Origin of the sequence: Streptomyces sp. HUAS 31, from assembly GCF_028198125.1 — a bacterium.
Classification (GTDB): domain Bacteria; phylum Actinomycetota; class Actinomycetes; order Streptomycetales; family Streptomycetaceae; genus Streptomyces; species Streptomyces chartreusis.
On record NZ_CP116353.1, the window covers coordinates 253,754 to 268,743 of the forward strand.

The 14,990-nt window shown below is 70.4% G+C and carries 12 protein-coding genes; 3 read left to right on the top strand and 9 right to left on the bottom strand.

Translation table 11 applies throughout. The features are described 5' to 3' along the window. The first annotated feature begins 65 nt into the window (after positions 1–65). Complete coding sequence (locus tag PGH47_RS01165) at positions 66–650, top strand: DinB family protein (protein WP_271661778.1); 585 nt, start codon at positions 66–68, stop codon at positions 648–650. A gap of 72 nt (positions 651–722) precedes the next feature. On the opposite strand, the gene PGH47_RS01170 is transcribed toward PGH47_RS01165, so the two are convergent. The 9 genes from PGH47_RS01170 to PGH47_RS01210 form a co-directional block, all read right to left on the bottom strand. Further along, the gene (locus tag PGH47_RS01170) at positions 723–3,083 is read right to left on the bottom strand and encodes an AbfB domain-containing protein (RefSeq protein WP_271661779.1); all 2,361 of its coding nucleotides are present in this window, start codon (positions 3,081–3,083) and stop codon (positions 723–725) included. Positions 3,084–3,208: 125 nt separating this feature from the next. Beyond that, positions 3,209–4,243, bottom strand: coding sequence for an ABC transporter permease (locus tag PGH47_RS01175; protein ID WP_271661780.1), 1,035 nt, complete (start codon positions 4,241–4,243; stop codon positions 3,209–3,211). Then, a complete protein-coding gene (locus PGH47_RS01180) occupies positions 4,240–5,202 on the bottom strand; it encodes an ABC transporter permease (RefSeq protein ID WP_271661781.1) in 963 nt (320 codons plus the stop codon). Before PGH47_RS01180 ends, PGH47_RS01175 begins: the two co-directional genes overlap by 4 nt. After that, complete coding sequence (locus PGH47_RS01185; protein WP_271661782.1) at positions 5,195–6,754, bottom strand: sugar ABC transporter ATP-binding protein; 1,560 nt, start codon at positions 6,752–6,754, stop codon at positions 5,195–5,197. The genes PGH47_RS01180 and PGH47_RS01185 overlap by 8 nt, the downstream gene beginning before the upstream one ends. A gap of 93 nt (positions 6,755–6,847) precedes the next feature. Beyond that, entirely contained in the window at positions 6,848–7,942 is a 1,095-nt protein-coding gene (locus tag PGH47_RS01190) for an ABC transporter substrate-binding protein (protein WP_271661783.1), read from the bottom strand. A gap of 433 nt (positions 7,943–8,375) precedes the next feature. After that, complete coding sequence (locus PGH47_RS01195) at positions 8,376–9,410, bottom strand: LacI family DNA-binding transcriptional regulator (RefSeq protein ID WP_107909512.1); 1,035 nt, start codon at positions 9,408–9,410, stop codon at positions 8,376–8,378. A gap of 167 nt (positions 9,411–9,577) precedes the next feature. After that, positions 9,578–9,745: a hypothetical protein gene (locus PGH47_RS01200; protein WP_271661784.1), complete on the bottom strand. Its 168-nt coding sequence runs from the start codon at positions 9,743–9,745 to the stop codon at positions 9,578–9,580. A gap of 25 nt (positions 9,746–9,770) precedes the next feature. Next, positions 9,771–10,127: a PRC-barrel domain-containing protein gene (locus PGH47_RS01205; RefSeq protein ID WP_271667943.1), complete on the bottom strand. Its 357-nt coding sequence runs from the start codon at positions 10,125–10,127 to the stop codon at positions 9,771–9,773. Between the two features lie 108 nt (positions 10,128–10,235). Further along, positions 10,236–12,260, bottom strand: a complete 2,025-nt coding sequence (locus PGH47_RS01210) for an ATP-binding protein (RefSeq protein ID WP_271661785.1) — start codon at positions 12,258–12,260, stop codon at positions 10,236–10,238. Between the two features lie 423 nt (positions 12,261–12,683). Here PGH47_RS01210 and PGH47_RS01215 point away from each other — a divergent pair, with 423 nt between their 5' ends. Both PGH47_RS01215 and PGH47_RS01220 read left to right on the top strand, forming a co-directional pair. Further along, the gene (locus tag PGH47_RS01215) at positions 12,684–14,540 is read left to right on the top strand and encodes a hypothetical protein (RefSeq protein WP_271661786.1); all 1,857 of its coding nucleotides are present in this window, start codon (positions 12,684–12,686) and stop codon (positions 14,538–14,540) included. Next, positions 14,537–14,953 (top strand): hypothetical protein, encoded by a 417-nt coding sequence (locus PGH47_RS01220; RefSeq protein WP_271661787.1) that lies wholly within the window; start codon positions 14,537–14,539, stop codon positions 14,951–14,953. Before PGH47_RS01215 ends, PGH47_RS01220 begins: the two co-directional genes overlap by 4 nt. Positions 14,954–14,990: the final 37 nt, after the last annotated feature.

Genomic DNA, 14,990 nt, shown 5'->3' on the forward strand with positions numbered 1-14,990 from the left:
CCACCCCATCGCCTCGCTGACAGGCAGCCAGTCCGGTAACTCATCCCACGAAAGGCTCATGCCGCATGATCGACGAATTCGCGAAGGACAACCTGCACGGGAGACTGCGGCGGGACCGCGAGACGCTGCTCTGGAAACTCGACGGCTTGTCCGAGTACGACGCCCGTCGGCCTTTGACAGCGACCGGGACCAACCTCCTCGGTCTGGTCAAACACGTGGCCACCGTCGAGGCCAGATACTTCGGCGAGGTCTTCGACCGCCCTTCCCCGGAACCGCTGTGCCGGTGGCAGGACTCCGACGGCAGCGATCAGTGGGCGACCGAGGACGAGACCCGCGAACAGATCATCGGGTTCTACCGGCGCACATGGGAACACTCGGACGCGACGATCGACGAGCTTTCCCTCGACTCCCCCGGCCATGTGCCGTGGTGGGCGGGGCCTTCTCCCAACACGAACCTGTTCGCCGTCATGCTCCACGTCCTCACCGAGACCATCCGGCACTCCGGGCACGCCGACATCCTGCGCGAGGGCCTCGACGGCCGGACCGGGGTGCGCCCCGAATACGAGCAGCCGATCGACGAGGAAGCCCGCGCGGCCTACTGCGCCAAGATCGAACAGGCCGCCAGGTCGGCCACATCGACCAAGGCCTAGCCGGATACCACAGGGACGGAAGTCGGGCGGCGGCGTCCGCCGACGCCGCCGCCCGATCCTGCTACTCCCGGTTCACGGTGCCCAAGGGGCCTCCACGGACCACGTGGTGTCCTCTGTGAAGAGGGAGGGGTTGTCCCAGGTGTGAGTGCCGCCCGGGGTGGCGAGCCAGAGTTCGGCGTTGTAGTGGCGCAGGTACTGCTCCGGGAAGTTGTACGCGGAGAGGCGTACGCCGCCGTTGGCGGCCGGGACGGGGCAGAAGGTGGCGTCGGCACGGTACAGGTCGCCGCTGCCGGGTTCCTTGTAGACGCGGTACTCGCGGTGCCGCAGGTACTCGCCGGGGTAGTTGCGCGACTCGAAGCTGTAGCAGGAGCTGTTGGCGAGGCCGGGGACGATCTTCCAGGTGGCGTCGTTCTTGAGCAGGGCGTCGCTGCCGCTGCCCACGACGTCGGTGAAGACCGCTCCGTCCCTGTGGCGCACGTACCGGTCGGTGTAGCCGGGGGTCGTCACCCGCAGGGACTTGTACTGGTTGGCGGGCAGGGTGATGGGGGTCGTAGAGCCGCGGGAGGCGTTGATGAGGGCCTGGTTGGCGGCGCGTACCCGGGCCTCGTCGACCTTGACCACCTGGCGGTCGTAGGTGAGCAGGCCGTTGACCTCGTTCTCGACGTCGGTGATCTCGGTGTAGACCGACGCGGACAGGCCGCGTGGCATACGCACCTCGCGGATGGCGTCGATGAGGCCCACGAAGCGGTTGTTGAGGTGGGCGAGGTCGGCCTGGTCCTCGTAGCTGAAGCCGCCGCCGGGGTACCACTCGTGGCCGGCGACCTTGAAGCCCAGTCCGCCGAACTCGCCGAGGACGGCAGCGCGGGTGGAGCTGGGCACGGTGGTGCCGGGCCCGACGTAGACGTGGTGGTCGACGACGTCGCCGTTGCCGCCGTCGACGGCACCGCAGCAGTTGACGCCGCTCATGTTGTCGACGAGGCGTGAGGGGTCGTAGGCCTTCACCTTGTCGGCGAGTCGGGCCTGGTCGTACTGGCCCCAGCCCTCGTTCTGGTTGACCCACATGACGAGGGACGGCGAGCTGCGGTGCTGGTCGATGATGCGGTCGTACTCGGCCTCCCACTGGGTGCGGGCGGCGGCGTCGGGGGTGCGTTCCATGGACGGCATGTCCTGCCAGACCAGCAGTCCGAGCCGGTCGGCCCAGTAGAACCAGCGCTGCGGTTCGACCTTGATGTGCTTGCGGACCATGTTGAAGCCGAGGTCCTTGTGCTTCTGGAGGTCGTTCCGCAGGGCGGCGTCGGTGGGCGCGGTGTAGATGCCGTCCGGCCAGTACCCCTGGTCCAGGGTGCCGGTCTGGAAGACGAACTTGCCGTTGAGGACGGGACGGAGGGTGCCGTCGACGCGGGCGATGCCGATGGAGCGCATGCCGGTGTAGCTGCCGACCGAGTCGACGGTCGTGCCGCCGGAGAGGAGGTCGGCCTTCACGTCGTAGAGGAAGGGGTCTTCCGGGGTCCACAGGTGCGGGTTCGGGACGGGCACGGTGAACTCGGTGCCGACCGGGCCGGTGGCGGTGCCGACGGTGGTGCCGCCGGTGGAGACGGTGACGCGGGCCTGGTGGCCGTTCGTCCCGGTGCCGCGGACGGTGACCTTGAGGCGGTTGTTCGCCAGGTCGGGCACCATGTCGAGGCGGCTGACGTACGCGGAGGCCGTGGGTTCCAGCCACACGGTCTGCCAGATGCCCGACGCGGCGGTGTAGAGGATGCCGCCGCCGGGGTGCGGGGCGACGTCGCGGATCCGCTGCTTGCCTATCGCCTGGGTGCCCGTCTCGGTGGGGTCCCAGACGGAGACGACGATGGTGTTGGTACCGCCGACCAGGAGATCGGTGACGTCGTAGGAGAAGGCGTCGTAGCCGCCGCTGTGGGTGGCGCCGGCCTGTCGGCCGTTGACCCATACCGTCGTACGCCAGTCGCTGGCGCCGAAGTTGAGCTGGACGCGGCGGCCGTTCCAGTTCGACGGGACGGTGAAGGTGCGCTTGTACCAGAGCTTGTCGTTCTGGGTGACCTTGCGCTGGATGCCGGAGAGCGCGGACTCGGCGGCGAACGGGACCCTGATCTGCTCGCTGAAGGTGGCCGGCTGTCCGGCGTCCGCCGAGGTGACGGCGAAGTCCCAGATGCCGTTGAGGTTGGCCCAGTCGGGGCGGGTCAGCTGGGGGCGGGGGTATTCCGGGAGCGGGGTGTCGACGGGGACCTGGTTGGTCCACGGAGTGGTCATGGGGGACGGCTTGGGTGTCCAGGCCCGGGGTGCGGCGGCCGCGGAACCTGTGGCCGTCAGAGCTGTGCCGCCGACCAGGGTGAGCGCGGCGAGCGCGGTGGTCGCCCACCGCGCTCGTCGTCTCAGCCAGTCGAACGGCCTTCGGCCTGCGGGTACTCGACGCATCGTGCCTCCTTGAATCGTGGGGTGGGAGACGTGCGCGTGCGGGCGGCGGCCGGCGGGGAGTCCGGCCGCCTGGAACCGGACCCGGGGGCCGGGCGGGGGGGCGCGGCCGCCGGGTCCGGGGCTTGTCACATCAGTTGCCGTCTGCGGCCCAGCCAGGTCTGGGCGATGACGACGACGGCGAGGAAGGCGCCGCTGACGACCTGCTGGTAGGAGGAGTCGAGGGAGCCGATCTGGTTGATGACGTTCTGGATGACCTTCAGGAGCAGTACGCCGACCAGGGAGCCGCTGACGTAGCCGAGGCCGCCGGTCAGCAGGGTTCCGCCGATGACCACGGCGGAGATGGCCTCCAGTTCCATGCCGTTGCCGAGGATGGTCACGCCGGAGGCGAGCCAGGCGGCGTTGAGCGCGCCGGCCAGGCCGGCGAGAAGCCCGGACAGGGCGTAGACGAGGATCTTGGTGCGGGCCACGGGGGCGCCCATCAGGGCCGCCGCGTCCTCGTTGCCGCCGACCGCGTACACGTGCTGTCCGAAGCGGGTGCGGCGCAGCACGACGGCTCCCGCGACGAACAGGGCCAGGGTGATCCACACCGGGTTGCCGAGGCCCAGGGTGGTGCCCTGGCCCAGTTCGGCGAGGAAGGAGCCCTTGCCGATCAGGAAGGTGTCCGCGCCCTCGTCGGTGATGGCGAGCAGCAGGCCGCGGGCGCCCAGCATGGCGGCGAGCGTGACGATGAACGGGGCGAGTCGGGAGCGGGCGACCAGCAGGCCGTTGACGACGCCGATCAGGCCGCACACCGTCAGCGGCAGCAGCAGGGCCACCAGGGTGCCGTGGCGTGACCCCCAGGCCGCGAGGACGCCGCCGAGGGCGAAGAGCGAGCCGACGGACAGGTCGATGCCGCCGGTGATGATCACGAAGGTCATGCCGAGGGCGACGATGGCCAGGAAGGCCGAACTGGTCGCCATGTTGCCGATGTTGTCGCCGGTGGCGAAGGAGTCGAAGGAGAACGACGCCACCAGGGAGACGAGTACCAGCACGGCCAGCGCGCCGTGCTGCTGGATCAGGGCGCTCAGTCGCTCGGAGCGCGCGGAGCCGACCGGCTCGCTCTCCCCTGTCGGTTCGTTGCTCGCGGTGGTCACGGGCGCGTCCGTTTTCGTGACGGTCATCGCTTCCCCCGTCCCCGTGCCGCGTAGACCGCGGCGACGATCACTATGGCCTGGGCGATCTGGGTCCAGGAGGGCGGCAGATCGTGCTTGATGAGGGTGGCGGTGAGCAGCTGGATGAGGACGGCTCCGGCCACGGTGCCGGCGATGTTGACCCGGCCGCCGGTCAGCGGGGTGCCGCCTACGACGACCGCCGTGATGGCCGAGAGCTCCATCAGGTTGCCGAGCGAGGTCGGGTCGCTGGCCTGGAGGCGGGCGGTCGCCAGCACGCCTGCCACGGCGGCGAGCAGCGCGCACACGACGTACACGATGATCAGCACGCGACGCACCGGCAGACCGGCGAGCTGCGCGGCGGGCCGGCTGTCGCCGATGGCCAGGAGCTGGCGGCCGAAGGTCGTGCGGCGCACCACGAAGGCCACCAGCAGGGCCAGGACGGCGGCGATCAGGATCAGGTACGGGATGCCGAGGACGTCGCCGGAGCCCAGGGAGGCCAGGGCGGGGTTGCGCAGGTCCTCGAGCTGGGGCAGCAGCACGAGTGCGATGCCCCGGCCGCCGACCATGAGGGCGAGCGTGGCGACGATCGGCTGCACTCCGACGAGCGCGACCAGCGCACCGTTGGCCAGTCCGACGCCGGCGGCGAAGAGCGCGACGACGAGCAGGGCGGGCAGGAGTCCGTAACCGAGGTAGAGCGCGGTGACGGAGGCCGCCAGCGCCATCACGGCACCGACCGACAGGTCGACGCCCTCGGTGCCGATGACCAGGGCCATGCCGAGGGCGACGATGATGACGGGGGCGACCTGGACGGCCTGGGTGCGGAAGTTCTCCGCGGTGAGGAAGTGCGGGGTGATGACGGTGTTGACGACGAGCAGCGCCGCGACACCCGCGTAGACGCCGTACGTCTGGAGCCACTGGAGCACGCGGGCCTTGTCCAGCGGGGCGGTGCGGAGGGCGGCCTCAGCCATCGGTGGCCACCTCCTTGGCCAGGTGTTCCACCTGGGCGTCCCCGGCGATGGTGCGCATCAGCTTGTCCTCGGTGACGTCGTCCCCGGTCAGTTCGCCGACGACGGCACCGTCCTTCAGTACGACCACGCGGTCGGACCCTTCGATCAGTTCCTCCAGGTCGGAGGAGATGAGCAGGACGCCCAGGCCGTCGGCGGCCAGTTCGTCCACGAGTTTCTGCACCTCGGCCTTGGCGCCGACGTCGATACCGCGTGTGGGCTCGTCGAGCAGAAGCACCTTGGGGTTCATGGCGAGCCAGCGGGCGAGCAGCACCTTCTGCTGGTTGCCGCCGGACAGTTCACCGACCTTCTGGTGCGGTGAGGATGCCTTGATGCGCAGCCGCTTGATGAAGGTGTCGACGACGCTGTCCACGCGCGCCTCGGAGACGAGGCCGAAGCGGGACAGCCGGGGCAGGACGGCGAGCGCGATGTTCTCCCGGACCGAAAGGCCGGGGACGATGCCCTCGCTCTTGCGGTCCTCCGGCAGCAGGCTGACGCCCGCCCGGATGGCGGCCGGTGCGGAGCCACCGCGCAGCGGGACACCGGCCACGGTGACGCGGCCCGAACGGACGGGCAGGGCGCCGGAGATGGCCTTCGCGGTCTCGGTGCGTCCGGAGCCGAGGAGTCCACCGAGGCCGACGACCTCGCCGGGCCGGATGCTCAGCGACACCTCGTGCAGCTTGTGCGGCACCGTCAGTTCCCTGGCCTCCAGCACGGGTTGGGAATCGATCGCCTCGTGGTCGCCGGTGAACTTGGTGACGCCTTCCTCGCGGACCTCGCCCAGGTCACGGCCGAGCATCGTGGACACCAGGGCGAGGCGGTCGAGGTCGGCCAGCCGGCCGTGGTGGACGCGTCGGCCGTCGCGGAGCACGGTGACCGTACTGCACACGGCGTAGAGCTCGTCCAGGCGGTGGCTGACGTAGACGACGGCGATGCCCGCGTCGCGCAGCCGCCGGATCACCGAGAACAGGGTCTCGACCTCGCGCGGTTCGAGGGAGGAGGTCGGCTCGTCCATGATGACGATACGGGCGTCGGTGGCCACGGCACGGGCCAGGGCCACCATCTGCTGGGCGCCGACCCCGAGGGTGCGCAGCGGCCTGCGGACGTCCACGCGGACGCCGTAGCCGCGCAGGGTTTCCTCGGCCTCCCGGTTCATGCGTGCGATGTCCAGCACGCCGAAGCGGTTGCGCGGTTCGCGGCCCAGGAAGAGGTTGCGGGCCACGCTGAGCAGCGGGATCAGGTTGACCTCTTGGTAGATGGTCGAGATGCCCGCCTTCTGCGCCTCCAGGGGCGTGGCGAAGGAGACCTTGCCGCCCTGGAAGGTGATCTCGCCGGCGTCGGGGCGGTACACGCCGGTGAGGAGCTTGATGAGGGTCGACTTGCCGGCGCCGTTCTCGCCGATCAGGGCGTGGACCTCGCCGGCGTGCAGGGTGAGGTCCACGTCGTCCAGGGCCCGGACGCCGGGGAAGGTCTTGCTCAGTCCACGGACGGCGAGGACTTCGGCGGGGGGTGCCACCTGTGCCTCCAGGAAGAAAGGGGTGGAGAAAGTCGTGAAGAGGCCTGTGAGGGAAAGGCGTTGGGGCCCGGGCGACGCCCGGGCCCCGTGGGATCAGTACGCCTTGGCGATCTCCGTCTTCGCGTTGTCCGCGTCGTAGGCGCTGTCCTGGATGATGACGTCCTGCGGGACTTCCTCGCCCTTGGTGAAGGTGTCCAGGGTCTGGAACGCCAGCGGGCCGAACCGGGGGTTGGACTCGATGACGCCGCTGATCCAGCCGTCCACGATGCCCTGGACGGCGTTGCGGGTGCCGTCGACGGTCACGATCTTGACGTCACCGGCCTTCTTGCCTGCGCCCTTGAGCGCGGCCACCGCGCCGAGGCCCATCTCGTCGTTCTCGGCGTAGATGCCCTTGATGCCGGGCTTCGACTGGATGAGCTGCTCGGTGACCTGCTGGCCCTTCTCGCGGGCGAAGTCACCGGTCTGCTCGAACACGACCTTCAACTCCGGCGCCTTCTCGGCGATCCGCTCCTTGAAGCCCTTGGTGCGTTCGGTGGTGACGTTGTTGCCGGCCGAGCCGAGGAGGATGGCGACCTCGCCCTTGCCGCTGGTCGCCTCGATCATCTGGTCGGCGGCCCGTCTGCCCTGCTCGACGAAGTCGGAGGCGATGAAGGAGACGTAGTCCTTGCAGGCGGTGGCGTTGATCTTGCGGTCGATCGTGACGATCGGGACCTTCTTGGCGGCGGCGGCCTGGAGCACCGGGTCCCAGCCGTCGGAGTTGAGCGGGGCGATCACCAGGAGGTCGGCGCCCTTGGCGAGCAGGTCCTGGACATCGCTGATCTGCTTGGAGAACTGCGACTGGGCGTTGGCCGTGAGCAGCTTGACGCCCCGCTTCTTCGCCTCGTCCTTGATGGACTGGGTCTCGGCGATACGGAACGGGTTGGCCTCCTTCTCCGACTGGGAGAAGCCCACGGTCGCGTTCTTCAGATCCAGCTTCTCGGCGCCGTAGGCGTCGATGGCGCAGGTCTTGCTGCCCGGCTTCGGTGTGACGACCTTCTGCTCCGCGCCTGCGGCCGCCGGCGACTGAGTGTCCTTCGAGGCATCGTCCTCCGACTTCGCGCATGCGCCGGCGGTCAAGGCCACGGCGGCGGCCAGGGCCACGGCCCCGGGGCGGGCGAGGAGACGAGGACGGTGAGTGGTGCGCTGCATGGTGACCCCGATCCGGGTGACGCTGAAAGGGAACTGAGGAGCTGACGCACAAGCAGAAACAGCGCATCTCCCCTGGCGGGCAACGTTGTCCGGCCGCCGCAAGGAGGTTTTTACATCGTTGGAAGGACGCTGTAAACCCCCTGTGCGCACACCTGTATGCATCGTGAGGAGGCGGGGGTCGGAGGGGAAGCGCTTGCTGCACGAGGAGCCCTCGCGCCGCCGTCAACTCCCGTACGGGCCTCGGGACCTGGGGCGACCAGGCCTTTGGCTGGGTCGGCGGGAAGGTCCGTGAGCGGGGTGCAGTGCGCCCGGCGCAACGCGGGGAAGTACCGCCGAGGCTAGGCGAACGAACCCCCTCCGGCGGCACGACGAACGACCCCGCCGGTCGGTCGACCGACCGACGGGGTTCGCGGCGGAGTTGCCTATGGGCTGGTCAGCCTCGGGTCGGTCCGTCCTTCGCCGCACCGCGCCCGAGGGTGCTCTCCCGCTCCACGAGGCGGTAGTCCGCCCAGACACGGCGGGGCTCGGGAGCCTCGCCGCCCAGCCGGGCGAGCACCGACTCCACGGCGAGCCGGCCGATGGCCGACTTGTCCGGCGACACGGAGGTCAGCGTCACCGCGCCGAAGTGCCCCTCGACCACGTCGTCGAAGCCGACGACCGCGATGTCCTCGGGGACGCGAAGTCCGCGCTCGTGCAGGACACGCATCGCGCCGATGGCCATCGGGTCGTTGTAGGCGAAGATCGCGTCCGGGCGCCGGCCGGCATCGAGGATCCGGGTCATGGCCGCCGCGCCGTCCGCATGGCCCCAGCCGTCGGTGGCGGCCACAAGCCCGTCGTCGGCGGGCAGTCCGGCGGCGGTGAGTTCCTCGCGCCAGCCTCGTACGCGCAGTTGTGCGGGCTCGCTGCGGCCGCGCCGGTCGCCGATGAACGCCACCTCCCGGCGTCCGAGGCCGACCAGGTGCCGGACGGCGGCGCGGGCCGCGGCGACGTTGTCGATGGCGATGTGGTCGTACGGCAGGTCGTAGTCCCGCTCCCCGAGCAGCACAAGGGGCACGTTCTCCGCCCGGTCGCGCAGGTCCTCCGACTCCAGCTCGATGGGGCTGAGGATGAGTCCGTCGATGACGCGTGCGCGGAAGCCCTGGCTGACCAGCAGCTCCTGTTCGCGGCGTCCGCCGGTGTGGTCAAGGAGCACGATGTAGTCGTGGGCGGCGGCCGCGTCGATGACGGCGGCGGCGAGCTCGGCGAAGTAGGGGTTGCCGAGCTCCGGCAGCGCGAGCGCGATCATGCCCGTGCGTCCCTTGCGCAGGTGCCGGGCGGCCAGGTTGGGCTGATAGCCGAGCGCGTCGATGGACCGCTGTACACGCTCGCGCATGGCGGGGGTGACGTGCTGGTAGTTGTTCACCACGTTGGAGACGGTCTTGATGGAGACCCCCGCGTGGGCGGCGACGTCCTTGAGGCTGACCCGCACGGCATTCCTTTCGAAACGGCCCGACTCGGGTCGTCGGTGCGGGTACGGCGTCGTCACCGTGAGCCTGGCGCCGAGTCCCAGGGCTTGAATTTTACAACGTTATACATCCGTCATCGGGGCGCTGACAAGGCGTTGCGCCGACACACGGGGCCCTCGGGCAGGCAGGTCTACCGAACCGGGCGCCTGCCGCTTCGCCGGATCCTCATTCCCACGTAGAGGACGTCGGCGATCGCCACGAGTATGCCGATGAACAGCAGGTAGAGCAGTCCCTCGGCGAGCACTCCGATGAAACCGAGTATCACCGCCACGAGCAGCAGGAACAGGAACAGAGCCATGGCCGCCTCCCGGATCGTCGTTTCGTCAGCGGCGCGCAAGGCGCCGCTCGCCCTCCGCGCCGGGCTTGTAGGCCAGGTCGTAGTGAGCGAAGATCGCTTCTTCGTCCCCGGCGGGCAGGACTCCGTCGATCTCGATGGACGGCGCTTCCTTCACCAGGCGTTTCGAGTAGACGACCTTCAGGTATCCCGGACCGACCGTCGCTCCGGCGAGCGGCACGAACACCAGGCGGTGCCGGGTCGGCATGCCGACCGTGACGGTCGCGAAAGACGGCCCGTCGGTGACGGTGTCCACATAGATCGACTCCAGTTTGCCGATCTTGCGCGCGTTGTCGTCGACCACATCGTGACCGCGCCACTCCCGGATGTCACCGGCCTCGAACATCGTCATCCTCCGCTCATCGTCCCCCTTTCGGCCGCGTACCCCCTTTTCGGCTTCTCTGCACGGTGCGCCCGGAAGGAACCGCGTCGACGGATCAGGGGTCCACCCGCGTCAGTTGACCTCGCTCACCGGTCCCAGGAGGTCCTGGAGCACCCTTTCCGATCCGATGGCGACGGACCGGGCCATCAGCTCCTCGTGGCGTTCCTCGCCCAGCACCGCATGAGCCGCGCGTTCGTATCCGGCCCGCATGTGACGCGCGTCCGGGGTGCCCCGCTCGGGCTGGCCGACCGAGCTCCAGAGGACCTCGGCGGCGGCCCGCGCGGCCGCCGCCTGCTCGATGGCGCCTTCCGCGGCGAGCGTCGCCGCCAGCAGGTCGAGGCCGAGTGCCAGGCCGTACCGGTCTCCGATGCTGCGCTTGCCCCGGAGCATCGACCGGGCGTGCGTGCTCGCGGCCGCGGCCTGGTCCTGGAACAGGGCGATGACGGCCAGTTGATAGTCGGTGTAGCTGCGAGCCCACCGCTCCCCTGTCCCGATGCACTCGGCGCGCAGTTCCTCCGCGTCGACGCGGGCCCGGTCCAGGTGTCCCTGACCGGTCAGCGCGAACACGCGAGCCGTACGGCAGAGCAGTCTGCCCGCCTCGGACTCCGGCGTACGCGGCGACCGTGCCAGCGCCGCGTCCACGGCACTCTGAGCGGCTCGGGGCCGGCCGGCCAGCAGATGGATGAGGCTGCTCAGGTAGGCGGAGCGGAGCATGCCGTCGGCGTCCTCGCTGCGTTCCGCCTGTCGGGCCGCGAGTTCGGCGAGGGTGTACGCCCCGGCGCTGTCCCCGATCAGCACGCGGGTGATCCCCAGCGCCCACAGGGCCCTGGCCCGGATGCGTGCGGGTGCCGCGCACCGCGCCAGAGCGACCTCCAGGTACTCGCCCGCCACCTGTAGGTAGCCGCAGCAGCTCCAGAAGAAGCCGAGGAGCCCGCACATCTCCACTGCCGCCCCGGAGGAGGTCGACAGCCAGTGGTCCAGCGCGGCCCGCAGGTCGGCGTGGGCGTCGTCCAGTCGCCGGTACCACCATGTCTGGTCCGGGCCCCGCCAACCCGCGTCGGCCCGGCGCGCCTGCTCGAGGAAGTAGTGGGCGTGCCGGTGCGACAGGGTCGCCGTCTCACCCAGCTCGTCCAGCCAGGTGCTGCCGTATTCGCGGAGGGTGTCGAGGAGCAGGTAGCGGTTGCCGCGGCGGCTCAGGACCGACTTGCGCTCCAGCCCCGCGAGAGCGGCGGTGAGCGCTTCCGCTCCGAGGGGGCCGCCCATGCACACCTGCTGCACGGTGTCGGCTGTGACGTCGCCGCGGAAGACGGACAGCCGCGCCCAGAGCAGTCGTTCGGCGGGTTCGCACAGCTCATGGCTCCAGCCGATCGTCGTCCGCAGAGCGCGATGTCGTGACGGGCCGTTGCCGTGGTCGGCCTTGAGCTCCAGGCGTGAGCGCAGGTGCCGATCGAGCTGTTCGACGGTCAGGTCGGCGAGTTGTCCGGCGGCCAACTCGATGGCCAGCGGGATCCCTTCGAGGCGCCGGCTCAGCCGTACGGCAGTCCTCACGTCCTCGGGGCTCACCAACGGAGTGCCGAGCAGGGCCGCTCGTGCGCGGAGCAGTTCCGCCCCGTCGGTCCGGGCGGGCAGGGGTGCCACCTCGATGACGTGCTCGCCGGGCAGGCCGAGCGGTTCCCGGCTGGTCGTCAGCACGGTCAGGCCGGGAGCGGCGGCGAGGAGGCGGGCCACGACCGTGCGGCAATCGCGCCTCACATGCTCGCAGGAGTCCAGGACCAGCAGCACGTCCTGGTCGTGGAGCCACCTGGTGAGGGCTTCCAGGGTGTCGGTGGCGGAGTGGTTGGCGAAACCGAGCGCATGCGCCACGGCGGGCACCAGCAGCTTGTCGTTCTGGAGCGGCCACAGATCGACCCAGACCACGGCTCGGCCGCCGCGGTGCCCGAGGCGCTCCACCACCTCCGACGCGAGACGGCTCTTGCCCACCCCGCCCACGCCGGTGAGGGTGACGAGACGCTGTTCCGACAGGGACCCGGCCACGGCGGCCAGTTCTTCCGCGCGGCCCACGAAACGGCTCGGAAGTTCGCAGGAGTGGATGATCACATGACCAGTGTGACGGGACCGGAGCCACTGATCGCCCGTCCAACGGCGTACCGCGATACGCCCAGCGCGGCCCGGCCCCGGTCGTCGTGAGGCGTCTCATGCCTTCGCCCCGTCGTGCGGCCGGGCGGGACACAGGGAGTCGGCCGCAGTGGCTCACACCTTCGAGGGACCTGGACTCGGCTCCACTTGATCCACTCCTGACGAACCGTCTCTTGTCCAGCCATGCCTGACATATTCACCGGATCGTAGGAGAGCAGTGCCGGTCCGCATATGCCCGGCGCTCTTGGCCCCTACCGTCACGCATCTGTTCCCGTGTCGCTCGTCCGGCGTCGGCACCACCGCCCCGCGACAACGGCTCTCGCGTGCGACGAGCCGTGCCCGCCACGCCGGGACAGGACCATCGTCGACGACCCTGGGAGCACCGTGCCGGGCACAAGCCTTCCCGATGACCGCTACAGCCGCACCGAGGCCACCCGGCTGCTGTGCGCCGGCGTCTATCAGGACGCCACCTTCCGACGCCGGGTGCTCGACGAACTGGTCGGCCACATGGAACGGCCCGTCGCCCCCGCGCTGGGCGTGGACGTCCTGCCGGTACTCGCCCATGCCGTCCGCGTGGCCCGCAGGGAGACCCGTACGGCGCTGCTGATGCTCGCGGCCTGGGCCGGGTTCGTGCTCTCCGACTTCCTCATGGTGTGGGACAGCGTGTCCGACCGCTGGGGACACGACGCCGAGGTGGGCTTCGGCAACGTCTTCACCGCGCTCTACCTGGGCCAGGAGAACGTGTCCGGCGGGATCCCGATGCCCTGGTCCCAGCTCTACGCCCTGGTCACGTTCGCGATGTGGCTCGCCGCCGCCGTCGGCGAACGGGGCAGCGACGTCAAGGAGTTGGGTCTGCCGGGAACGGTGGCTCGCGCCGCCGACGGCCTCGGCCGCCTCGCCGGACTGGGCAGCGTGCTGTTCCTCTGCTTCTACTGGTACCTCTACCTCGCCGGGCTCGTGGACGGCACCGCGCAGACGCCGTACCCGGCGCTCTTCCCCCTGGTGATCACCCTCATCGGCTGGCAGCACCAGGCGAGCCACCGCAAGGCCCTGTGCCGGTGGCTCTCCAAGTGGACGTTCGCCACGGCCACCCAACCCGGGCTGCCGCCGGGCCTCCCGTACGACGACCTGGTGGCCGGCATCCACAGGGAGCAGCAGGCGCCCGTCACCCTGTACGACCTGGAGAAGCCCTTCATCGGCATGGGCGCGCGCAGGAAGAGCTGGTCCTTCGCGATGGAGCTGCGCAAACTGCCCGAGGAGACCCGGGGGCAGGTTCCCGCGCAGAGCAGTGCCGCCAACGGCGCCGGAGCCGGCCTCGCCCGGCGGACCACGGAGCGCCTGACGGCGAGTGCCGCGCTCGACATGATCGAACCTCAGCTGATCGAGCTGCGGGAGTCCGCCGCCCGCACGGGCCGCGACCGCCTGCGGGACCTGGAGATCGAGCGGTTCCTGTATCTCCCGGGAGGCGTCGGGCGCGACGAGGAGGTGGAGGTCGGCGGCGTCGACGACGCGGCCGCCTTCGCCGCCACGCCACGGGGACGCGGGCAGGGTGGACGCCCGGTGTACGACCCCGAGCAGATCGCCGCCCAGCTCGACGAGGCGGTGGACGAGGGCGGTGAGGCCCGGCGGGTGTTCCTGCGGGTCCGGGTCGGTGCCTGGCACGAACAGCTCGTCGTGACGGTGCTCGTGCGGGTGCACACCCAGGGCGGCATGCTCGTCCTGGAGGTCGAGGCCTACGTTCTCGGGCCGATCCGCAAGGAGTTCCGGGGCGTGGACGCGCTGGTGGAGCGGCTGCCGGAGAAGTGGCCCAGCGCCGCCCTGCGTGCGCTGCGGCACGCTCCCGCGATCGGCGTGACCTGTGCGATCGGCGCGCTCGGCAGCGTGTACCGCGAGATCGCCTCCGGCTGGTCCGACGGCGACGAGGTGCCGGACGTACCCCGTGTCTCACTGCGGGCCGCGGCCGCTCAGAAGGATCTGTCGATCTTCCAGGAGACGGACGCCGAGCGGTACATCAAGACGATTCAGGAACGTATCGCGGGCGGCGTCCGGGTGGCGCTCCGCGAACACGGCTACCGGACCGAAGAGTTCGAACAGCACATCTACCAGGTCAGTGGCGGTGGCGTCTTCATCAAGGACATGTCGGGCGGCGCGATCGCCACCGGCAGCCACGGTCAGGCGTCCTCGCGGACGTCCCCCGCGCCCGGCACCGGCCTGCCGCGCCAGGAAGGAAACCTCACATGAGTCAGGACCACACCTCGCCGCAGCTGCCCGACGGCGGTGCGGCCGCGGGAGGCGGAGTCAACATCGGCTCGATGTCCGGCGGCTCCATCGCCACCGGCAGCCACGGCCGGGCCGTCTCGGTCAACGCCACGGGCGCGACCCCCGACGCCCGGCACCAGGAACTCCTGTCAGCGGTAAGGGAGTTGCTCGCCGAGCTGCCCGAGCAGGGTGCCCGCGCGGTGGAGGACGCCGCGCTGCACGCCGAACTCGTCGATCTGGAGGCCGAGATCACGAGCTCGGGCCGGGCGGAGTCCGGCCGTCTCACCCGCGTGCTGGGGAGCGTTCGGCGCTGGCTCGGCTCGCAGGCCGCCGCCGCGGGCGCGGTGGCCTCGGCGACCGCCGTGGTGCAGGGAATCGCCCAGCTACTCGGCTGAGAGCCGACCGGACAGCGCAGACGGCCGGGAGCCTGGA